The 21,588-nt window shown below is 73.6% G+C and carries 12 protein-coding genes; 9 read left to right on the forward strand and 3 right to left on the reverse strand.

Annotated elements, in window-relative coordinates; genetic code table 11:
• Positions 1-214 precede the first annotated feature (214 nt).
• The 4 genes from ABZ842_RS18980 (at position 215) to ABZ842_RS18995 (ending at position 13,711) form a co-directional block, all read left to right on the forward strand.
• Positions 215-6,775 carry an amino acid adenylation domain-containing protein gene (locus ABZ842_RS18980; protein WP_361537857.1) on the forward strand — a complete coding sequence of 2,187 codons (6,561 nt, stop codon included), beginning with the start codon at positions 215-217 and terminating at the stop codon, positions 6,773-6,775.
• A 4-nt stretch (positions 6,776-6,779) separates the two neighbouring features.
• Positions 6,780-10,640 carry an amino acid adenylation domain-containing protein gene (locus ABZ842_RS18985; RefSeq protein ID WP_361537858.1) on the forward strand — a complete coding sequence of 1,287 codons (3,861 nt, stop codon included), beginning with the start codon at positions 6,780-6,782 and terminating at the stop codon, positions 10,638-10,640.
• 134 nt (positions 10,641-10,774) lie between these two features.
• Positions 10,775-11,743: a transposase gene (locus ABZ842_RS18990; RefSeq protein ID WP_361537859.1), complete on the forward strand. Its 969-nt coding sequence runs from the start codon at positions 10,775-10,777 to the stop codon at positions 11,741-11,743.
• 306 nt (positions 11,744-12,049) lie between these two features.
• Positions 12,050-13,711, forward strand: coding sequence for an MFS transporter (locus ABZ842_RS18995; protein WP_361537860.1), 1,662 nt, complete (start codon positions 12,050-12,052; stop codon positions 13,709-13,711).
• Here ABZ842_RS18995 and ABZ842_RS19000 read toward each other — a convergent pair.
• From ABZ842_RS19000 to ABZ842_RS19010, 3 genes are read right to left on the reverse strand one after another with little or no spacing between them, the layout of a single operon-like run.
• Positions 13,621-14,103 (reverse strand): DUF5360 family protein, encoded by a 483-nt coding sequence (locus ABZ842_RS19000; protein ID WP_361537861.1) that lies wholly within the window; start codon positions 14,101-14,103, stop codon positions 13,621-13,623. The genes ABZ842_RS18995 and ABZ842_RS19000 overlap by 91 nt on opposite strands.
• Entirely contained in the window at positions 14,103-14,429 is a 327-nt protein-coding gene (locus ABZ842_RS19005; protein ID WP_361537862.1) for a multidrug efflux SMR transporter, read from the reverse strand. Before ABZ842_RS19005 ends, ABZ842_RS19000 begins: the two co-directional genes overlap by 1 nt.
• Positions 14,429-14,971: a TetR/AcrR family transcriptional regulator gene (locus ABZ842_RS19010; protein ID WP_361537863.1), complete on the reverse strand. Its 543-nt coding sequence runs from the start codon at positions 14,969-14,971 to the stop codon at positions 14,429-14,431. The genes ABZ842_RS19005 and ABZ842_RS19010 overlap by 1 nt, the downstream gene beginning before the upstream one ends.
• Before the next feature lie 499 nt (positions 14,972-15,470).
• On the opposite strand from ABZ842_RS19010, the gene ABZ842_RS19015 reads away from it, so the two are divergent.
• Genes ABZ842_RS19015 through ABZ842_RS19035 form a run of 5 tightly spaced genes read left to right on the forward strand, consistent with a single transcriptional unit; the run spans position 15,471 to position 21,560 of the window.
• Positions 15,471-16,709, forward strand: a complete 1,239-nt coding sequence (locus ABZ842_RS19015) for an aminotransferase class I/II-fold pyridoxal phosphate-dependent enzyme (protein ID WP_361537864.1) — start codon at positions 15,471-15,473, stop codon at positions 16,707-16,709.
• Positions 16,706-17,281 carry a hypothetical protein gene (locus tag ABZ842_RS19020; RefSeq protein ID WP_361537865.1) on the forward strand — a complete coding sequence of 192 codons (576 nt, stop codon included), beginning with the start codon at positions 16,706-16,708 and terminating at the stop codon, positions 17,279-17,281. The genes ABZ842_RS19015 and ABZ842_RS19020 overlap by 4 nt, the downstream gene beginning before the upstream one ends.
• Positions 17,282-17,331: 50 nt before the next feature.
• The gene (locus ABZ842_RS19025; protein WP_361537866.1) at positions 17,332-18,264 is read left to right on the forward strand and encodes a methyltransferase domain-containing protein; all 933 of its coding nucleotides are present in this window, start codon (positions 17,332-17,334) and stop codon (positions 18,262-18,264) included.
• Entirely contained in the window at positions 18,261-20,825 is a 2,565-nt protein-coding gene (locus tag ABZ842_RS19030) for an MMPL family transporter (protein WP_361537867.1), read from the forward strand. Before ABZ842_RS19025 ends, ABZ842_RS19030 begins: the two co-directional genes overlap by 4 nt.
• 6 nt (positions 20,826-20,831) lie before the next feature.
• Positions 20,832-21,560 (forward strand): CPBP family intramembrane glutamic endopeptidase, encoded by a 729-nt coding sequence (locus ABZ842_RS19035; protein WP_361537868.1) that lies wholly within the window; start codon positions 20,832-20,834, stop codon positions 21,558-21,560.
• Positions 21,561-21,588 lie beyond the last annotated feature (28 nt).

A 21,588-nucleotide genomic window follows, 5' to 3' on the forward strand; every position in this document is an offset into this window, starting at 1 on the left:
CTGTCGCCGCCGGCCCCGCGGCAGGCCCGCGCTACCTCCGCGGTAGCACCGCCGGCCCGGGTGCCGGCCGGGCGGGCACCGCCCCGCCGCGCGCACCCCACCCGCAGGAGTCACCCCGATTTCCTAACCCGGCTGCGTTCTTCGCCCCATTCCCGCAGAGCGCCGGGAGTTCTTCCGCGCCGCCGTCATCGCTGTCATGGATATGAGGTGTGAGATGCCGGATCGTCGAGTGGCACGCCTGGACCTCCTGGCCGGCCAACGCAGCATGTGGTACGCCCAGAAATTCGATCCGGACAGCGCGATCCTCAACGTCGCCGAATACCTGGACATCTCCGCGCCCTTGGACGTGACGCTCTTCTCCACGGCCTTGGACCGGGTCATCGAGGAGGCCGAGGTCCTGCGGCTCGTCTTCGTCGAAGGGGACGACGGGCCGTGGCAGTACGTCGCCGACGAGACCGGGGGCGGGGGCCACCGGCTGGAGGTCGTCGACGTCCGGGGCGAGGCCGACCCCCGTGCGGCTGCCCTTCAGTGGATGCGGGCCGACCTGCGCCGATTACGCGACCTGCGCACCGGCCCGGTGACCACCCACGCACTCTTCCAACTGGGGCCCGACCGGCATCTCTTCTACCTGGGGTGCCACCACATCCTCTACGACGGCTACAGCTTCGCCCAGTTGGCGGGGCGCCTGGCGCAGACCTACGGGGCCGTGGCCGCCGGCCGCACCGACGCCGGCCGCGCCTTCGCTCCCCTGCGCACCCTCATCGACGACGAGGCCGACTACCGCCGCTCGCAGCGGTTCGCCGCCGACCGGACCCACTGGACCGCCGAGTTGGCCGACCGTCCCGATCCGCGCAGCCCGAGCGGACTGCGCCCGCACGGGCCGGCCCGCGAAGGGCGCAGGGAGCGCCGGCCCGTCACCCCGGCGGACACCGAACGGCTGCGGACCGCGGCCGGATCCCTGGGCACCAGCCTCTCGGGGCTGGTGACGGCGGCCACCGCGCTCTACGTCAGCCGGGTCACCGGTCAAGCGGACGTGGTGCTCGGCTTCGCCGTCGCCGGCCGGGGCCGCCGGGCGGTGCGACGCCGCACCCCCGGTCAGCCGGGCCAGCCGGCCACCCCGGGCCAGTCGGCCGCCGACGGACCGCCGGTGGTGCCGGCCATGATGTCGAACGTGGTCCCCCTGCGGCTGACGGTCCGCCCCCGCGCCTCCCTCGGGGAGCTTGCCGACCAGGTCTCCCGACAGATCCGCACCGCCCTGCGCCACCAGCGCTACCGCTCCGAAGACCTCTGCCGCGACCTCGGCGTGGTGCCCGGGGACAGCCTGTGGCCGATGACCGTGAACGTCATCCCGTTCCCCTGCCACGGCATCTTCGCCAGCGGCACCTACACCACCCACAACGTGTCCGCCGGCCCCTTCCACGACCTCTCGCTGCTGCTGTGGGACGACGTCCCCGAAGGCGGCCTGCGCCTCGCGCTCGACGCCGACCCCCGCCTGTACGACGAGCGGGCGCACCACGACCACCTGGCCCGGCTGACCGGGCTCTTCCACCGGCTGACCGAGGTCGGCGCGGACACGCCCGTGGGCCGCGTCGGACTGCTGACCGAGCAGGAGCGCACCCGGGCCCGCCACGACGGCCGGGGCATCGCGGCCCTCGTGCCCGAACACGACGTCCTGCCCCGGCTGTTCGCGGCGCAGGCGGCCCGCACCCCCCACCACACGGCGCTGGTGCTGGGGCGCGAGACCATGACCTACGCCGAACTGGACGCGCGGGCCGATCGGTTCGCCCGCGCACTGCGCGCCCGCGGCGCGGCTCCCGAGACGTTCGTGGCCCTGCTGATGCCCCGTTCGCTGGACGCCGTGGTGGCGACGGTCGCCGTGCAGAAGGCGGGGGCGGCCCATGTGCCCGTCGACCCCGACCACCCGCACGAACGCATCGCCTACGTCCTCAAGGACTGTGCCCCCGCGCTGGTGGTGACCGTCGCCGAACTCGTCGAGCAGGCTGCCGCCGCATGGCCCGCAGGCCCCCTGCTGGTCCTCGACGACCTCTCCGAAGACCTCCCCGACGACCTGCGCGCCGACCCGCGAGACGACCCGCCCGCCGCACACCTCGACACCGGCGCGCCGCTGGCGCACCTGAGACCGGAGCACCCCGCGTACGCCCTGTACACCTCCGGCTCCACCGGCCGCCCCAAAGCCGTCGTCGTCGAACACCGGGCCATCACCGCCTTCGTGCACAACTCCGCCGCCGAGCACGAGATCCGCTCCGACGACCGCGTGCTCGCCTGGCACTCCTTCGGCTTCGACGCCGCCGTGCTCGACCTGTACGTCCCGCTGACCGTCGGCGCGACCGTGGTGATCGCCGACGACACCCAGCGCATCGACCCCCACGCCCTCCAGGCACTCCTCGCCGAACAGCGGGTCACCGTCGCCCACCTCACCCCCGGGGCGATGCCCGCGCTGCGCCCGGCGGAGCTGCCCGCGCTGCGCATGGTCACCGCCGGCGGGGAGCGCATGCCGGCGGACACGGTCGACCGGTGGGCCACCGACGGCCGCGAGTTGTGGAACGCGTACGGCCCCACCGAGACCACGGTGGACGCCACCCGGCAGCGGTGCACCGCCCCCGCGCTCGGCGTCGACCCGGCCATCGGCCCGCCGGTGGCGGGCACCGCGGCCCACGTCCTCGACGACGGACTCCAACTCGTGCCGGACGGCGTCGTGGGGGAGCTGTACCTGTCCGGCGCCGGCCTGGCCCGTGGCTATCTGCGGCGGGCCGCGCTGACCTGCGAACGCTTCGTGGCCGACCCGTTCGGCCCGCCCGGCACCCGGATGTACCGCACCGGGGACCTGGTCCGCCGCCGCGCCGGCGGCGCCCTGGAGTTCGTCGGCCGCGCCGACGGCCAGGTCAAGGTGCGGGGCTTCCGCATCGAACTGGGCGAGGTGGAGTCCGCGCTCGCCCGGTGCACCGGCGTCGGCCAGGCCGCGGCCCTCGCCGCGGACGACGGCCCCGCCGGCGGACGGCTCGTCGGTTTCGTGGTCCCGGTGCCGGGTGCGGTGCCGGATCTCGACGCCGTACGCCGGGAGGTCGCCGCCTTCCTGCCGCCGCACATGGTCCCCGCCCAACTCGTGGCCGTCGACGACCTGCGGCTGAACGCCAACGGCAAGGTCGACCGGCGGGCGCTCGCCGTACCGCCGCCGCAGCCTGCCGACGCCGCCCGCCCGCCGGTCACCGAGGCGGAACGGACCCTGTGCGCGCTCTTCGCCGAAGTGCTCGGCATCGACGCGGCACGCGTGGGGCGCGACGGCGACTTCTTCGCCCTGGGCGGCCACTCCCTGTCCGCGGCCCGGCTCCTGGGCCACGTCCGCGCCGAATTCGGCCGGGAGATCGGCATCCGCACCGTGTACGAGGCCCCCACCGTCGCAGCCCTCGCACCCCGCCTCGACCCGGACCCCACCCTCGACGCCGACGCCGCACCGCCCCGCGCCGCGGCGCCGTCGTCCGGCCCGGTGCGCGCCGCCCGCCCCGAGCGGATCCCGCTGTCGTACGCCCAGTCACGGCTGTGGTTCCTGCACCAGTTGCAGCAGGCCGCCGCCACTTACCACCACCCCCTCGCGCTCCGGCTGAGCGGACCGCTGGACGTGCCGGCCCTCCGGGCGGCACTGCGGGACCTGGTGGACCGCCACGAGGCGCTGCGCACCGTCTTCCCCGCCGCCGACGGCCAGCCCCACCAGCGGGTGCTTCCGCTCGACGAGGTGGACACCGCACTGCCCCTCACCCCGGCCCCCGCGGGAGACCTCTCAGCCGAACTGACCCGGCTCGCCGTGCTGCCCTTCGCGCTCGATCGCCACGTACCGCTGCGGGTGACGCTGTTCGCCCAGGGCCCCGACGAGCACGTCCTGCTGATGGTGATGCACCACATCGCCGGCGACGGCTCGTCCCTGCGGCCGATGATGCGGGACCTGTCGGCCGCGTACGCCGCCCGGCGCGCGGGCCGCGCCCCGGCCCTGCCGCCGCTCCCGGTGCAGTACCCCGACTACGCCCTGTGGCAGCGGGACGCCCTGGGCACCGTCGACGACCCGGGCAGCGTGGTGGCGCGCCAACTCGCCTACTGGAAGACGGCGCTCGCGGAGCTGCCCGAGGAGATCGACCTCCCCGTCGACCGGCCCCGGCCCGCCGACGTCTCCCCCCGCGGCTCCGCCGTCCCCCTGACGATCCCCGCCGCCCTCCACCGGGACCTGGACGCCCTGGCCCGGTCCCGCGGCGCCAGCCTGTTCATGGTGGTGCAGTCCGCGCTCGCCGCGCTCCTGAGCAAGCTCGGCGCCGGCGACGACGTCCCCGTCGGCTTCCCCACCGCCGGCCGCTCCGACGTCGCCCTGGAAGAACTCGTCGGCTTCTTCAGCAACACGCTGGTGCTGCGGGTCGACCTCACCGGTGACCCCTCCTTCGCCGAACTGCTGGAACGCGTACGGGAACGGGCCCTGGACGCCCTCACCCACCAGGACGTCCCCTTCGAACAGCTCGTCGAAGAGCTGGTGCCGGACCGCTCCTTGGCTCGCCATCCGCTGTTCCAAGTGATGCTGGCGCTCCAGAACACCCGCGCGGGCCGGTTGGAGCTGCCCGGGATCGCCGTGCGCCAGGAGCCCGTCGACACCGGCACGGCCCACTTCGACCTGGTCGTCGAGTTGGACGACACCTCACCCTCCGCAGGGGAGCCCGCCGGGCTCGACGGCCACGTGCACTACCGCACCGACCTGTTCGACCGGCCCACGGTGGAGCGCACGGCACAGCGGCTGCTGCTCCTGCTGCACGAGGTCGTCGCCCGCCCCGAGGCCCCGCTCGGCTCCCTGGACCTGTTCCTCCCCGGCGAACGGGAAAGCGTCCTCGCGCGGTGGAACGCCACCGGGCACGAGATCGCCGACGTCACCCTGCCGCAACTGCTGGAGTCCTGGGCGGCCAGCGAGCCGCACCGCACCGCCGTCACCGCCGACGGCGAGCACCTGACGTACGCCGAACTCAACGCCCGGGCCAACCGGCTGGCGCGCGAACTGATCGCGCACGGCGCGGGGCCCGAGCAGGTGGTGGCGATCGCGCTGCCCCGCTGCGCCGACCTGGTGGCCACCGTCTGGGCCGTCCTCAAAGCGGGCGCGGCCTATCTACCGCTCGACCCCGGATACCCGGCGGAGCGCATCGCGTTCCTGCTGTCCGACGTCCGCCCGACGGTGCTGGTCGCCACCGGGCCGACTGCGGCCGGCCTGCCGTCCGGCGCGCCGCGCATCCTCCTGGACGACCCGGCCGTCAGCGCCCGACTCGCCGGGCACCCCGGCGACGACGTGCAGGACAAGGAGCGCACCGGGCCGCTGCTGCCGCACTCCCCGGTGTACGTCATCCACACCTCGGGCTCCACCGGCACCCCCAAGGGGGTGGTGATGACCGCGGGACCCCTGGTGAACCTGGTGCAGTTCCACACCCGGTGGATCGCCGACGGCCTGCCGACCCCGCCGTGCGGGCCGGTCGCCCAGTTCTCCGCCTTCAGCTTCGACGTCTCCGCCTGGGAGATCGTCGAACCGCTCACCGCCGGCAAGCAGGTCGCCGTGCCCGGCGCCGAGGTCCGCAGGGACCCGGCGGCGCTGGTGCGCTGGTTGGACGAGCACCGCGTCGAGGAGATCTGCGCCCCGCAGGTGATGGTGGAGGCCATCGCCGACGCCGCGCTGGAACAGGGCCGTGCGCTGCCCGCGCTGCGCGACGTCAACCAGGGCGGCGAGGCGCTGCGCCTGCCCGCGCGGCTACGGGAGTTCCTGGCCCTCACACCGGGGCGCCGGCTGCACAACCTCTACGGCCCCACGGAAACCCATCTGGTGACCGCGTTCGCCCTGACCGCATCGGACCTCGCCCACTGGGAGGCACCCACCGCACCCATCGGCGCGGCGATCTGGAACACCCGACTCCATGTGCTGGACCGACGGCTCAGACCGGTGCCCCCGGGCGTGCGGGGCGAGTTGTACATCGCCGGCGCCGCACTGGCCCGCGGCTACTGGGCCCGGCCGCAGCTCACCGCCGGACGGTTCGTCGCCGACCCGTTCGGCCCGCCCGGCACCCGGATGTACCGCACCGGGGACCTGGTGCGCTGGACCGAAGACGGACGGCTCGCCTTCGCCGGCCGCACCGACGACCAGGTCAAGGTCCGCGGCTTCCGGGTCGAACCTGGCGAGGTCGAAGCCGTGCTCGCGCGCCATCCGCAGGTCGCCCAGGTGGCCGTGGTCGTCCGCGACGACGGCTCCGCCACCGCCGCCGGCCGGCGCCTGGTCGCGTACGTCGTCACGCACCCCGGCACGCGGACCACGGAGCAGGCCCTGCGCGCCTTCGCCGCCGACGCGCTCCCGGACTTCATGGTGCCGTCCGCCCTGGTGTTCCTGGACCGGATGCCGCTGACGCTCAGCGGAAAGGTGCACCGCCGGGCGCTGCCCGCACCGGACTTCTCCCGACACGTAGAGGTCTGCGCGCCGCGCACCCCGCAGGAGGAGACCCTGTGCCGGCTCTTCGCCGAACTCCTCGGCCTGGAGCGGGTCGGCATCGACGAGTCCTTCTTCGACCTGGGCGGCCACTCCCTGCTGGCGACCCGGCTCACCAGCCGGGTCCGCTCCGCGCTCGGCGTGGAGCTGTCGGTGCGGGCCGTCTTCGAGTCGCCGACGCCGGCCGCGCTCGCCGCCGCCCTGCCCGGGTCCGACGGCGGTCGACGGCGCAGGCCGGCGCTGCGTCCGATGCCCCGGGGGGAGTGACGCCGTGATCCCCCTCTCGTACGCCCAGGCCCGCACCCTCTTCCTCGACGGACTCGACGGCGGTACCGGCTACCGCATCGCCCTGCCCTACCGGCTGCGCGGCGCCCTGGACCGGGCCGCCCTGCAAGCCTCCTTCGCCGACCTGGTCGCACGGCACGAGAGCCTGCGGACCGTGTTCCCCGCCCCCGACGGCGTACCGCGGCAGGTGGTGCTCGACGCCGGGGGCGCGAGCCCGCCGCTGCGGGTCCGCACCGTGCGCGAGGCGGAGCTGGCGGCTGCCCTGGACGCCGCGGTGCGCCACCCCTTCGACCTCACCCGTGAACCACCCCTGCACACCGACCTGTTTGTGCTCGGCGAGCGGGACCACGTACTGCTCGTCCTGGTGCACCACATCGCGGCCGACGGCTGGTCACTGGCCCCGCTGCTGCGCGACCTCGCCGACGCGTACCGCGCCCGCACCAGCGGCTGCGCCCCCGACTGGCAGCCGCTGCCGGTGCAGTACGTCGACTACACCCTGTGGCAACGAGAACTCCTCGGCAGCGACCGCGACCCCGACAGCCTCGTCAGCGAGCAACTGGCCTACTGGCGCGACGCCCTGGCCGGGCTCCCCGAATGCCTGCCGCTCCCCACCGACCGGCCGCGGCCCGCCGTCGCCTCCTACCGCGGCGGCTCCGTGCCCCTGTCCATCGGCCCCGAACTCCACCGGGCCGCGCTGGAGCTGGCCCGCAGCGAGCGCGCCACCCTCCACATGGTCCTCCAGGCGGCCCTGGCCGCACTGCTCACCCGGCTCGGCACCGGCACCGACATCCCCATCGGCGCGGACGTCGCCGGCCGCACCGACGAGGGCCTGGACGACCTCGTCGGCATGTTCGTCAACACCCTGGTGCTGCGCACCGACACCGGCGGGGACCCCACCTTCCGGGAGCTGCTGGCCCGGGTGCGCGAGCGCGGCCTGTCCGCGTACGCCCACCAGGACCTGCCCTTCGACCGGCTGGTGGAAGAGGTGCGCCCGGTCCGCTCCGCCTCCTGGAACCCGCTCTTCCAAGTGGCGCTCAGCCTGGTGGAGGACGTGCACGCGGTGCCCGCGCTGCCCGGCCTCGACGCGTCCGTGGTGCCGCTGAGGGGACAGGGCGCCAAGGTGGACATCGCCGTCCACCTCACCGAGTTGCGCACCGGGCAACAGGTGGCCGCCGCCGGACTGGAAGGCGCGGTGGACTACGCCAGCGACCTGTTCGACCACGGCTCCGTCGCGCTCCTGGCCGAACGGTACCTACGGCTGCTGACGACCGTGACCGCCGAACCGGACCTGCGGATCGGCCGGGTGGAGCTGCTCACCCCCGAGGAGCGGGCGGAGCTGAGCGCCGGCGGTTCGTCGCCGGCCGTCGACGGGGACCTGCTGCCGGAGCTGTTCGCGGCGCAGGCGGCGCGCACCCCCGGGGCCGTCGCGGTGGAGTGCGCGGCGGACCGGCTCACCTACGGAGGGCTGGCGGCCCGGTCGAACCGGCTCGCCCGGGCGCTGATCGAAAGGGGCGTCGGCCCCGAGGACCGGGTGGCCGTCCTGCTGCGGCCCGGGCTCGACCTGGTGGTGGCGCTGCTGGCGGTGGTGACGTCGGGCGCTGCCTACGTACCGCTTGATCCGAAGCACCCCGAGCGGCGCATCGCCCACATGATCGAGGACGCGGCCCCCCGACTGCTGCTGACCGAGCCGGGGTGCGCGCCCGGCACCGCCCCCGGCTGCCCGGTGATGGAGGTCGACGCCGGCGCACAGGGGGAGTCGGCCCCGGTGGCGGACGCCGACCGGGTGCGGGTGCTGCGGCCGGCCCACCCCGCGTACGTCATCTACACCTCCGGCTCCACCGGCCGCCCCAAGGGTGTCGTGATCACCCACCACTCACTGGCCGCCTACGTGCGGGACTGTCGCGCGCGCTATCCGAGCGCCGCGGGGGTGAGCCTGCTGACCGCGTCGATCTCCTTCGACGCCGCGGTCACCGGGCTCTACCCACCGCTGGTCAGCGGCGGACGGGTGCGCGTCGACGCCGGGGCGGGGCCGGTCGCCGAGCAGCGGACGCCACCCACCCAGATGGACGTGACCCCCAGCCACCTGGAACTCATGAACACCCTGCCGCGGGCCGCCCACCCCAGCCACACGCTGATGCTCGGCGGCGAGGCGCTCAACGGCCCGGTGCTGGAGCGCTGGCGCCGGCGCCACCCCGACGTGGCGGTCCACAACCTGTACGGCCCGACCGAGACCACGGTCAACTGCACGGACCACCGGATCGCGCCCGGCGACCCCACCCCGCCCGGCCCGGTGCCCATCGGCCGACCCCTCGACGGCATGCGGCTGTATCTCCTCGACGCCGCCCTCGGACTGCTGCCGCCGGGCGCGGTGGGGGAGTTGTACGTGGCCGGGTGGGGGCTGGCCCGCGGCTACCTGGGGCGCCCCGCGCTCACCGCGGAACGCTTCGTCGCCGACCCCTTCGGCCCGGCCGGCTCACGGCTGTACCGCACCGGCGACCTCGCCCGCCGGCTGCCCGACGGCGCACTGGAGTACGTCGGCCGGGTCGACGACCAGGTCAAGATCCGCGGCCACCGGATCGAACTGGGCGAAGTGGAGACCGCGTTGGGCGCCCTGCCCGAGGTCGCCCGGTGCGCGGTCGTCGTCCAGGAGCGCTCCGCCGACGACCGTCGACTGCTGGCCTACGTGGTGCCCGCGAACGGCGCGGAGCCGATCGACCCCGCCCGCGTCCGACGGGCGCTGGCCGACACCCTGCCGGAGCCCATGGTGCCCGCTGCGGTGGTGGCGCTGGACGCGCTGCCGATGACCCGCAGCGGAAAACTCGACCGAGCGGCCCTGCCCGCGCCGCCGGCGTCGCCCGCCGCGACGGACGCGGGCAGCGGCCCGGCCGCCCCCCTGACGTCGGCGCAGTCGGCGCTGCGCGCGGTCTTCGCCGAGGTGCTGGAGGTGGCCGCGGACCGCGTCGGCGTCGACGACAACTTCTTCGAACTGGGCGGACACTCACTGCTCGTCCCCCGACTGGTCCAACGGGCCCGGGACGCGGCCGGCGTCCACGTCTCCGTCCAGCAGGTCTTCCTGCGGCCGACGGTCGCCGCGCTGCTGCGGGACCACGAGGCGGCACCGGCGGCGTTCGCCCCGCTGCTGCGGCTGAGGGAGGGCGACGGCGCGCCGCTGTGGTGCGTCCACCCGGGCAGCGGGGTGGGCTGGAGCTACACGGGGCTGCTGCCGTACGTCCCCCGTCAACACCCCGTGCTCGCCCTCCAGGCCCGCGGGCTCGACGGCGCGGCCCCGCTCGCCCGGAGCTACGGGGAACTCGTCGCCGACTACTGCCGGCAGATCACCGACGAGCAGCCGCAGGGCCCCTACCTCCTGACGGGCTGGTCCTTCGGCGGCACCGTGGCGCACTCCCTCGCCCTGCGGCTGCGCGCCCTCGGCCACCGGGTGGCGCTGCTCGCGGCGATCGACGCGTGGCCCGTCGGCAGCGGCCACGAGGAGACGGCGGCCGACCCCCGCGACGTCCGCGCGGTGGCGCTCGACGGCCGGCACGCGTGGCAGGGCCCCGGGGGGAGGGGGGAACAGGTCGAGGCGCGGCTGCTGGAGGTGACCCGGAACAACATCCGGCTGCTGGACGCGGCATCGGCGACCCATCCGTACGACGGCGCCCTCACGGTCTTCGCCTCGGCAGAGGGCGACCAAGGGCCCGGCATGGCGCACCGCTGGCGCCCCCACGTCGAGGGGGACCTCACGGTCGTGCCGGTGGCCGCCGAGCACCTGCGGATGATGGAACCGGACGCCCTCGCCGTCATCGGCCCGCACCTGGCCAAGGCGCTGCGCTCGCTCCCGGCCTGACCGCCGGGAGGCGTGACTGCCGGAGGTGCGACCGCCGGGGGTGCGAGCGCCGGCAGCATAGGGTCGACGGATGCGATCGTCCTGCCGGGGCCGACCGGTGGCGAGTTCATCGACCCCCGGAAGGCCGAGGAATCATGTGGGAGAACCCCGTCGAAAGCGGAGCGCCGGGCCCGCTCAGCTACTTCTTCGAGTGGCTGGACGACCAGTTCACCCGGGCCGAGCCGCGCCGACACGCCCAGGACTACCTCCAGGGGCTGCTCACCCCGCCGGACCCGCAGCGGACCGCCGCAGGGGCGGACGACGGGCGCAACCGGCTGCTCACCACGGCCCGGTGGAGCGAGGACCGGGTCCGGGACCGGACCCGGGACATGGTCCTGGCGTGCATGGGCTCCGACGAGTCCGTCCTCGTCATCGCGGAGGACGCCTTCCTGAAGAAGGGGCACGACTCGGCGGGCGTCGCCCGACAGTACTCCGCGGCGTCCGGCCGGATGGACAACTACCAGATCGGGCTCTTCCTCCTGCACGTGGACCCGCGCGGGGTCAGCTGCGCCATCGACCGGGAACTGCTCGTACCGCCGCAGCGGGCCGACGACCCGGTGCACCGCAAGCGGGCGGGCATCCCCGAGACGGCGGGGACCTCCCGCGAAGACCTCGCCCTCGCCATGGTGGAACGCGCGCTCGACGCCGGGGCGCCGGCCCGCTGGGTGGTCGCCGACACCCCGTACTACGGGGACAGCGCCGCCTTCCGCGCGGCGCTGGAGGCCAGCCGGACGCCCTATGCGCTGGCCAGCCTCATGAGCGGGCCGCCGGTGACGAAGGAGCCGACCGCCGACGGCTTCGTGCGGTGGCGCATCGGCCGCACGGGCGGCGGGTCGTACCAGTGCTACGCACCGGCCGGCACCGGACTCGACGAACTCGTCGCGGTCGCGGCCCAGGAGTCGACCGTACGGTCCCACTTCGCCTCCGCGCGCCGCGAGGCGGGTCTCGACCGCTACGCGGTGCGGAAATGGCGGGCCTGGTACCGCCACATCACCCTCGCCATGTTCGCCCACGCATTTCTCCGGGTGACCCAGGCTTCGGCAATCAACCAGGAATTGCGCTGACCCTGCCGAAGTGAGACGGAAAAAGCGCGAAAGGGAGGAGCCATTCGGTCGGATGGCTCCTCCTTCCGCACTTGGGCGCCTCCCGGTGACTTCGGTGACCTTTCCACACCTGGCTCCACCTTTGCGTCTTCGCACCTCAGGGCGTACTTTTCGCTACTCCTCCAGGGAATTAATCGACCGTCATGTGCTTTACACTCGACGTCGCAAGAAGGGCTATTGCTGCGCCTTTCGCGGGAGTGCGTCACCCGTTGGCTCGGGCGCCGCCCTTCCCGTTCCCGCTCCTTTTCAGTGAGGAATGGTCGAAGAATGACCCTGATGAAAAGCGATCCGCCCGCCCGGGCCGGACGACGGGAGTGGCTGGGCCTCGGGGTGTTGGCGCTGCCGACGACGGTCCTGGCCATGGACCTCACCGTGCTGCACGTCGCCGCCCCCAGCCTCAGCGCCGACCTCGGCCCCACCGGCGGGCAGTTGCTGTGGATCTTGGATGTCTACGGATTCCTCGTCGCCGGCTTCCTGATGACGATGGGCACCCTGGGGGACCGGATCGGCCGTCGACGGCTGCTGCTCGTGGGCTCAGCGGCGTTCGCCTTCGCGTCCGTGCTGGCCGCCTTCGCCACCAGCGCCGAACTGCTGATCCTGGCCAGGGCGTTGCTCGGGGCGGCGGGCGCGACCGTGATGCCGTCCACTCTGGCGCTGTTGACCACCATGTTCCGCGACCCGGCGCAACGCACCTTCGCCTTCGCGATCTGGATGACCTGCTTCACCGCGGGCGAGGCGATCGGCCCCCTGGTGGGCGGGGCGATGCTGCAACGCTTCTGGTGGGGCTCGGTCTTCTTGATCGGTGTGCCGGTGATGCTCCTGCTGCTGGTCACCGGCCCGCTGCTGCTGCCCGAGCAGCGCGGGGCGAGGGCCGGTAGGTTCGACCTGACGAGCGCCCTGCTGTCGCTGGTGGCCGTGTTGTCGGTGGTGTACGGGGCGAAGCGGCTCGCCAGCGCGGGCCCCGGCCTTGAGGTCCTGGCCTGGGTGGTCGGCGGCCTGCTGGTGGGCGCGGTCTTCCTGCGCCGCCAACGGCGGTCGGCCGAGCCGCTGGTGGACCTGACGCTGTTCCGACTGCCCGCGTTCAGCGCGGCGCTCGGCACCCAGACCCTCGCGGTGTGCGCGATGGCCGGCTCCCAACTGCTGGTGATGCAGTACCTCCAGGTCGCGATCGGACTCACACCGCTCCAAGCGGGGCTGTGGACCCTGCCGTCCGTCCTCTGCGGCATCGCCGCGACGCTGCTGGTGCCCGCCGCGGTCCGGCGGGTGCGGCCGGCCGCGGTGATCGCCTGCGGCCTCGCGACGGCAGGCGCGGCTGCAGTGGTCGTCGCCGCCACGGCAACCGAAGCGAGCCTCGCCTGGACCGTTGCCGCCTTCACCGTCGTCTACACCGGAGTGACCCCGACGCTCGCGCTCACCACCAACGCCATCGTGGGCTCCGCACCGCCCGAACGCGCGGGCCTCGCCTCCGGGATCTCCCAGAGCGGAGCCGAGTTGGGGCTGGCCGCAGGCATGGCCTTCCTCGGCAGCGTCTCCATGGCCGTCTACCAGGGCCGGTTGGACCAGACGGCGCCGGCGTCCCTCGACGCCTCGGCGCTGCGGGAGGCGAAGGAGACGGCGGGCGGCGCCCTGGCCGTCGCCGAGCGGCTACCGGAAGGGGTGGGGGCGGCGCTGCGCGAGGCGGCGCGGCTCGCCGTCGCCGACGGGCTGCGCACGGCTGCGGTGCTCAGCGCGATCGGGCTGGTCGGCGCGGCCGTGCTCGCCGCGGTCTTCCTCCGGGCCGTCCCGGTCACGGACGACCCGGCCGAACAGGGCGACCCGTCACAGGAGGCGACGGACGGTCAAGGGCGGGCGGTCGTCGCTGTCGAATCCTCCCTCGACGCGGAGCTGTGCGTCGGTGCGCGCTGCGCAGACGGCCCGCGCAGTACGTAGACGATCGCGGGGACGGGGAACGCGAACAGCAGGAAGTTCGGGATCCACCAGGCGAGGGACCAGTCGTCGCGCAGGGCCCAGAAGGACACGGCCTGGAGCCCGGCGGCGCTGGTCAGCGCCAGGGAGAGCAGCATCAGGGGGAGGTGGAGGTCGTGGCGGCGTCGGGCGCTGCCGGCCAGGTACAGCGAGGCGAGCCCGGTCACGCTCGCGGCCACGTCCAGGGGGAGGAACGAGTAGTTCCAGTCGCTCATCACCGGATCGCGGTAGTCCTTGTAGGCGTGCTCCGGCGGAATGAGGTTGAGCAGCGCGACCGACCAGTACAGCAGGAATCCGACGTCGGTCACCAGCATCGCGGTCTTGACGGCGCGCAGGCCGCGGGGGGTCGTCGCCATCAGTGCTCCAGCCCTCCGCCCAGGTACATCACGGCCACGCCGATGACGACCAGCGCCACCCCGACGACGGTGGCGAGGCGCACTTCCTCGTCGAAGAGCAGGAGGCCGCCGAGGAAGGCGCCGACCGTGCCGACGCCCGACCAGATCGCGTACACCGGCCCGACGTTGAGGGACTTGAGCGCCTGGGCGAGCAGGACGAAGGCGGTCCCGTACCCCACCACGACCAAGGCGCTGGGGGCGAGCCTGGTCAGTCCGTGGGAGGCGCGCAGACCGAGCGTGGCCGCCACCTCCGCGACGATCGCCGCCGCGACCAGTAAGTACCCCATCACGCGCCGTCCGGGTGCCGCGGCGCGATCAGTTCGTCGACGAGCGCGCGCAGCCGCTCGTGGTCCACGCCCCGGGGCGTGGCGAGCCCCAACAGGCGCGCGGTCCACCAGCCGTCGACCGCCATCCGCACCAGGGAGCTGACCCCCGGCGGCAGTCCGTCCGCGTCGAGCCGCTCCTGCCAGTGGGCGTAGCGCTCCCGGAGCACGTCGAGGACTTCCGGGCCGCCCGCCGCCGCGAGGAGGGCGACCGGCACCGCGGACTGCGGAGCTTCTTCCCCGTCGGGGGCCACCAGCGGGATCGAGGCGTCCAACCAGGCACGGGTGAAGGCGCCCGGGGGTGCGTCGGGGCCGGGCAGGACCGCCTCGAAGCGGGCCACCAGCCGTCGGACGACGCCTTGGACCAGGGCGAGTTTGGACGGGAAGTGGTGCAGCAGCCCGCCCTTGCTCACACCGGCCTCGGCCGCCGCGGCGTCGAGGCGGACCGCGTCGACGCCGCCCTTCACCAGCAGTCGTTCCACCGCGTCGAGGATCCGGTCGCGCACGCTTCCACCTGCTCCTTCTTGACTTTTTCAGCATTCCCGACCGTCTGGACGGTCGCGAAAGCCTACCATGTCGTCAGATGAGTCCGGACGTGATCGGGAAGGTGTCTGCGATCAACCGGATTCATTAATTCCAGGTGAGTCAAAGTGCTTTACGCAAGTCGACGTTGACACTTTTCGTCCAGCAAGGGTACTTTCAGGCATCGTCACTGGCTTACTGCCAGCATCGCGGAACCAACGGGGGATAGAATGATCGGAAACTCCGCCTAGCAGACGCCGCCCGGAGAGCGGGCGATCACCTACGCGCGACAAGGGGACACCGGCGTTGGCCCCCTGGCTGTCGCGCGTATTCCATGGGCCCGTACGTACACGGGCATTTCGCGTGCCTCCATTTGGTGTGCGCACAACCATGCCACTGCCCCGCCTCTCGGTGTGCGGCCGGCTGCACACCGAGCCCACCCGGCACGTTCATCATTGATCGATCGATCAAGGAACAAAGGTAATGAGTGCGATATCTGCATTGTCCAAGCGGGGTAATCCCGCGGACCTCTACTCGCGTTTCTCCGCCTTCACCATGGCCCGGGACCTCATGGCGGCCGACCGCTATCCCTTCTTCCTGCCCCTGGAGGGAAAAGAAGGCCCCGCCGTCCGTCGCGGCGACCGGACCCTGATCATGTGCGGGTCCAACAACTACCTCGGACTCACCGGCCACCCGGAGGTGCTGGCCGCGGCGCGCTTGGCCCTGGAGAAGTACGGCACCTCCCGGACCGGTTCGCGGTTCCTCAACGGCAACACCGAGTTACACGAGGAGTTGGAGGCGGAGTTGGCCGACTACCTCGACAAGCCCGCCGCACTCGTCATGTCCACCGGCTACCAGACGAACCTCGGCGTACTCGGCTCCGTCCTCACCCCCCGCGACCACGTCTTCCTGGACCGCAGCGCGCACGCATCGCTGCTCGACGGCGCCCGTCTGAGCGGCGCCAAGATCCGCTGGTTCCCGCACAACGACGCCGACGCACTGGGCCGGGCCCTGGAGCGCGTGCCCGACGACGCCGGACGGCTCGTCGTCGTGGACGGCGTCTACTCCATGGAGGGCGACGTGTGCGACCTGCCGGCCCTCGTGAAGACGTGCTCGGCCTACGGCGCCCGCCTCCTGCTCGACGACGCCCACGGCCTCGGCGTCCTCGCCGAGGGCCGCGGCACGGCCGCGCACTTCGGCCTCACCGACGAGGTCGACCTGATCACCGTCACCTTCAGCAAGTCCCTCGCCTCCCTCGGCGGCGCCGTCGCCGGCAGCGAAGAGGCCATCCACTACCTCAGACACCACGCCCGCAGCCTGATGTTCAGCGCATCGACCACGCCGCCCAACACCGCGGCGGCGCTCGCCGCCCTGCGCATCCTGCGGGCCCAGCCCCACCTGGCCACCACCGTGCAGTCCAACGCCGCCCACGTACGGCGCGGACTGGCCGAAGCCGGCGTGCGCACCGTCCCCAGCAGCACGCCGATCGTCGCGCTGCCCGCGCCGGGGACGCCGCAGACCCTCACCGCCTGGCAGCGCATGTACGACGACGGCGTGTACGTCAATCCGGTCCTGCCGCCCGCCGCCGAACCACGGCTGCGCACCAGCTACATGGCGTCGCACACCCTCGACCAACTCGACCGGGTCGTCGAGGTCTGCGCAGCACAGAAGCCGCTGCTCACCTCGGCGGAGCAGCACGGTCGCGGCCCCGACGTCGCGTGAACGGCACCCCGGCCCCGAGCCGTACCCGCGCCCGCGGCCACGTACCGGCACTGATCGCCGCCGGTCTGGGCACCGGCGCGTGCGGTGCGGCGGCGTCGCAGGAGCCCGGCGCCCTCGGCGGCGTAGCAATCCTGCTGCCCGGCGCCGCACTCGCCCTCGCCGCGGGCCTGGCCCTGGCCCGGGCGACGGCGAGGTGCCGGGGCGCCCGCACACCGGACGGCCGCGGCACGGCGGTGGCCGCCGCACTGCTCGCCCTGAGCATCGCCGTCGCCGTCCCCGTCGACGCAGGCGCCGCCGCCCTCGTTCCGCTCCTGGTCACCGCGGTGGCCACCGGCTTCGTCACCGGGGTACTCGGCGTCGACGCCCGGGGCCCCGCCGGTGCGGACCCCAGCCGGACGGGCGCCGCGTACCCGGCCCTGTGGCTGACCGCCGCGGTGGGCGTCGGCTGCGCCCTGGGCCTGTGGCGACTGCCGGAGACCCGGGCCGTCGCCAGCGCGCTCGCCTGCGCCTGCGCACTGTTGCGGCTGGCCGCGACCTCCCACGCCCACCGCACCACACCGCCCCCGCCATGAACCCCGTAGTGCCCCCCTTCCCGCACACCCTTCCGCACCGAGGAGTCCTCATGTCCCGCTTAGGTCTGGCCGCCCGCGCACTGCGCCTGACCCTCAGTCGGTCGCACGCCGACCCGACCGCCGACTACGACGCCGCCAGCTCCGACTACGACACGTACTTCAGCCCCGTGATGGGCGGCCACTCCACCGCCGCGCTCGACGAGGTCCCCGTCGCGCCCGGTGACACGGTGGTCGAACTGGCCTGCGGCACCGGCCACCTGACGGCCGAGATCGTCCGCAGACTCGACGGCCACGGCGCCGTGCTGGCGGTCGACAAGTCGCTCGGCATGCTGGAGGTGGCCCGGCGCAAGGTCCTGCCGCTCGTCGAGGCGTCGCCCGGGCTGCACGTGGAGATGTCCGACGGCGACATGGAGGGCTTCGTCCGCGGCCTGCCGAGCGGCAGCGCCGACGTGGTCGTCGTCGGCTGGGCCATCTGCTACGCCAAACCGGCCCGGCTCCTCGCCCAGGTGGAACGCGTCCTGCGGCCGGGCGGCCACGTCATGGTGATCGAGACCAGGGCGGACGCCCACCAAGCCCTGACCAGCCGACTGGAGAAGGTCTTCGCCGACGACCCCTCCCTGCTCACCGGGTTGATCCGGGTGGCCCTGCCGAAGGACGCGGCCGTGGTGGCGCGCTGGTTCACCAAGGCCGGGCTGACCGTCGACGTCCAACGCGACGGCAGCCAGGTCATCCCCGCGCACACCCCGGCGGCCGTCCTGGAGTGGGTCCAGCGCTCGGGCGCGGCGGCCGGCTTCAAGACCGCCGTGGACCGGGGCCGGGAACAACTCGTCCTGAGCCGGGTCGAAGACGGCCTCGCCGACCTGCTGCGCCGGGAGGGCCGACTCGACATCGAGCACACCTTCGTCACCGTCACCGGGCACAAGCCCGCAGCACCCCGTCAGGGCCGGCCCGACGCCCGCGGCGAGGAGGTCGGCGTCGGATGACGAACCCCCCTGTCACCCGGCCCGCGCCGCCGGCGGGGCCGGCCGCGGACGGCTCCCCGCCCGACGGCGGCCGGGTGCACCGCGCACTGCACGCCTTCGCCCGCCGGCTCATCGCCCGCCCCAAGACCGTGATCCTGCTGTGGGCCGTGCTCATCGCGGTGTGCATGCCCATCGGCGGGCAGTTGACGTCCCAACTCACCGACCAGGGCGCGTCCAAAGTGGTCCCCGGCACCAGCAGCGCCCGCGTAGACGAGCTGACCAAACGCTCCTTCCCACAGCGCTCCGAGCGCGAACTCAACGTGGTGCTCACCGCACCCGACGTCCACGCCCCGCAGCTGAAGGCGGCCCTCGCCGACCTCGACGAAGAGCTCGACGCCCGACGGCGCGACGGCGACATCGCCGCCACCTCGTCCGCGTACACCGTGTTCCGTGACGCCACCGAGCAGTTCCTCACCCGGCTGTGGCAGCAGGCCGGTGGCGCGACCGCGACGGCCGCCGAACGCGCCGCCGCGGTCGACGCCCTGACCCGCCGCGGCGCGGTTCCGCCCGCCCTCGTACCCGCCGCGCGTGAGACCGCCGCGGCCGGCGACGAGGGGCGGGTGGCAGACGTCGCCCGCAGCGCCGCCATCGCCGCCGACTGGCGCGACTTCCCCCTCCCGGTGCCCGCCGACGCGGTGGACCGTCTGATCGCGAAGGACGGCAGGACCGCCGTGGTGTCCGTCGCCCATCCCGTCGAGGGCGATCGAGACCCGGACGTCGACTGGCTGCGCAAGGCCGCCCGCGGCGCACTGGCCGCAGCCGAAGCGGACGGCGCGGACGCCGCGGCGAAGGTCCACGTCACCGGTGAACTCGCCCTCATCCACGACACCTACGACAAGGCCGAGTCGGACACCGTGCTGATGGAGACGGTGGCGTACGGCATCATCTTCGTCGTCCTGCTGTTCTTCTTCCGCGCCCTCGTGCCCGCCGTGCTCACCCTGGCGGTGGTGGGCCTGTCGATGAGCGTCAGCGAAGCCGCGCTCTTCGGCCTCTCCCACCAGGTGACGCTCACCCAGTTCACGATGACCATCATGCAGTTCGTGATGCTGGGCGCCGGCGTCGACTACAGCATGCTGCTGTCCTCCCGCTACCGTCAGGAACGCCTCGCCGGCCGGTCTCCCAGGGACGCCACGCTGCACGCCACCGTCCACGCCGGCGAGAGCATGCTGCTCGCCGCCGGCGCCGTGGTGCTCGCCTTCGGCGCGACCCTGCTGTCACCGGTCGACTGGATCCCCCCGCTGGGCTACGGCGGACTCGTCGGCATCCCCATCGTGTTCGCCGCCGCCCTCACCCTCACCCCCTGCCTGCTGGTGCTGCTCGGCGACCGCTTCTTCGCCCTGGGCCGCGCCCCGCTGTCCGACCTGGAGCGACAGGGGGCCATGGGCCGGCACCTGCGGCGCACGGCCGAGTTCGCCCGCCGCCGCAAAGTCGCCGTCGTCCTGGTCTTCCTCGCCGCCACGGTGCCCTTCGCCCTGCTGGCCGCCGGCAACCGCTCGACGTCCGACCCGGTGAAGCTGAGCCCGGTGACCGACTCCCGCACGGGGTACGAAGCCCTCGCCTCCGCCTGGGGCGACAGCGCGGTGCTGCCCACCACCGTCGTGGGCGAAGCCGCGGACGGGGTGGTGCGCGACGGACAACTCACCGACGAGGGACGCAACGCCGTGGCACGGCTGACCGAACGCATCGCCGCCGTCGAGGGGGTCGCCGGCGTCGACTCCGCCACCCAGCCCTTCGGCCGCCCCTGGGACGCCGCCCAACAGCGACAGGACCGGGCCTTCCTCGGCGACCACGTCGCCCGCGACGGCACCCTGCGCTTCGTCGTCGTGCTGGCGGACGACCCCTACTCGTCCGCGGCGGCCGACACGGTCGACCGGATCGACGACGCGCTGCGCGCCGCCGGCGGGGACGTCGGAAAGCTGACGATCGGCGGAGCCACCCAGGTGGACCTCCAGTACGGGGCGGCGCTGCGCACCAGCTTCTGGCAGATGGTCGCCCTGGTCAGCATCGGCGTCTTCGTCATGCTCGCACTGACCCTGCGGTCCCTGCTCGTCCCGCTGCGGCTGATCGCCACCATCATGCTGAGCAACGTGTGGGCCATCGGCATCACCGTGCTGATCTTCCACCACCTGCGCGGGGAGGTCGTCATCGACGACCTGCCGATCTTCCTGACCGTGCTGATGATGGGGCTCGGCATGGACTACGAGATCTTCCTCGTCACCCGGGTCCGCGATCTGATCCGCAAGGGACATCCACAGGACGAGGCCACCTTGGCCGCCGTCGTGGACACCGGCCGGGTCATCAACGCCGCCGGCCTCGTGATGGCCGGCAGCCTCGGCACGATGGCGCTGTCCTCCACCCTGATGCTGCAACAGTACGGAGCCGGGCTCGGCACCGCGGTGCTCCTGGACGCCACCGTCATCCGGATCCTGTTCGTGCCCGCCACCCTGCTGCTGCTACGGCGCTACAACTGGTGGTTCCCCACCCTGCGGCGCCGCACCCCGCGGCGCGCCGGAGCGGGGTGAGCAACCGTGACCACGCGACGCCCCGCGCCGCCGACCCGGCGGCCCGGACCGCTCACCCGGCTGCACCGGCGCACCGAAGCCGACCTCCTCACCACCGCGGTCGTCCTCTTCGCCCTGCTCGCCGCGGTCCGGGTCGCCGGCGCCTTCAGCTTCGTGCTGATGGCGCTCTCTGTGGCGCTGAGCGCCACAGCCCTGCTCGTGGTGGGCCGGGAGCGCTGGCCCACCATGGGCGTGCGCCGCAGCGACCGCACCGGCGCACTCGTCGTCTGCACCGTGGTGGTGGCCCTCGTCTACGCGGAGGCGTTCCTCGCCAACCGCGCCGTCTTCGGCACCGCGGACGACAACTGGACCTCGTGGGTGCCGAGGATCTTCGACGGGCTCGTCCCCGGGGCGCCCTGGGCGGACGCGGTGGCCATGGTGCTCGCCATGGGCGTCCTCGTCCCCCTCGTCGAGGAGGTCTGCTACCGCGGAGTCCTCTTCCGCGCCGTCGAGGAGCGCTGGAACACCCACGTCGCCATCGTCACCACCGCCGCCGGCTGGGCGGCGGTCCACCTCGGCGACTACGGACTGAACCCGCTGAACGTGAAGGTGGTCTGCGGCGTCCTGCCGTCGGTCTTCTTCATGGGCCTCGCCCTGGGCATCTGCCGCGCCGTCACCGGGTCGGCGCTGGCCTGCGCCGCGGCCCAGGGGGTGTGCAACCTGCTGCTGCTCGGCGCCGTGCTGCTGTGGGCGTGACGGCGCCCCGGGCGCCCGGTGGACCACG

Source organism: Streptomyces sp. NPDC047315, assembly GCF_040643215.1.
In the GTDB taxonomy this organism is placed as follows: domain Bacteria; phylum Actinomycetota; class Actinomycetes; order Streptomycetales; family Streptomycetaceae; genus Streptomyces.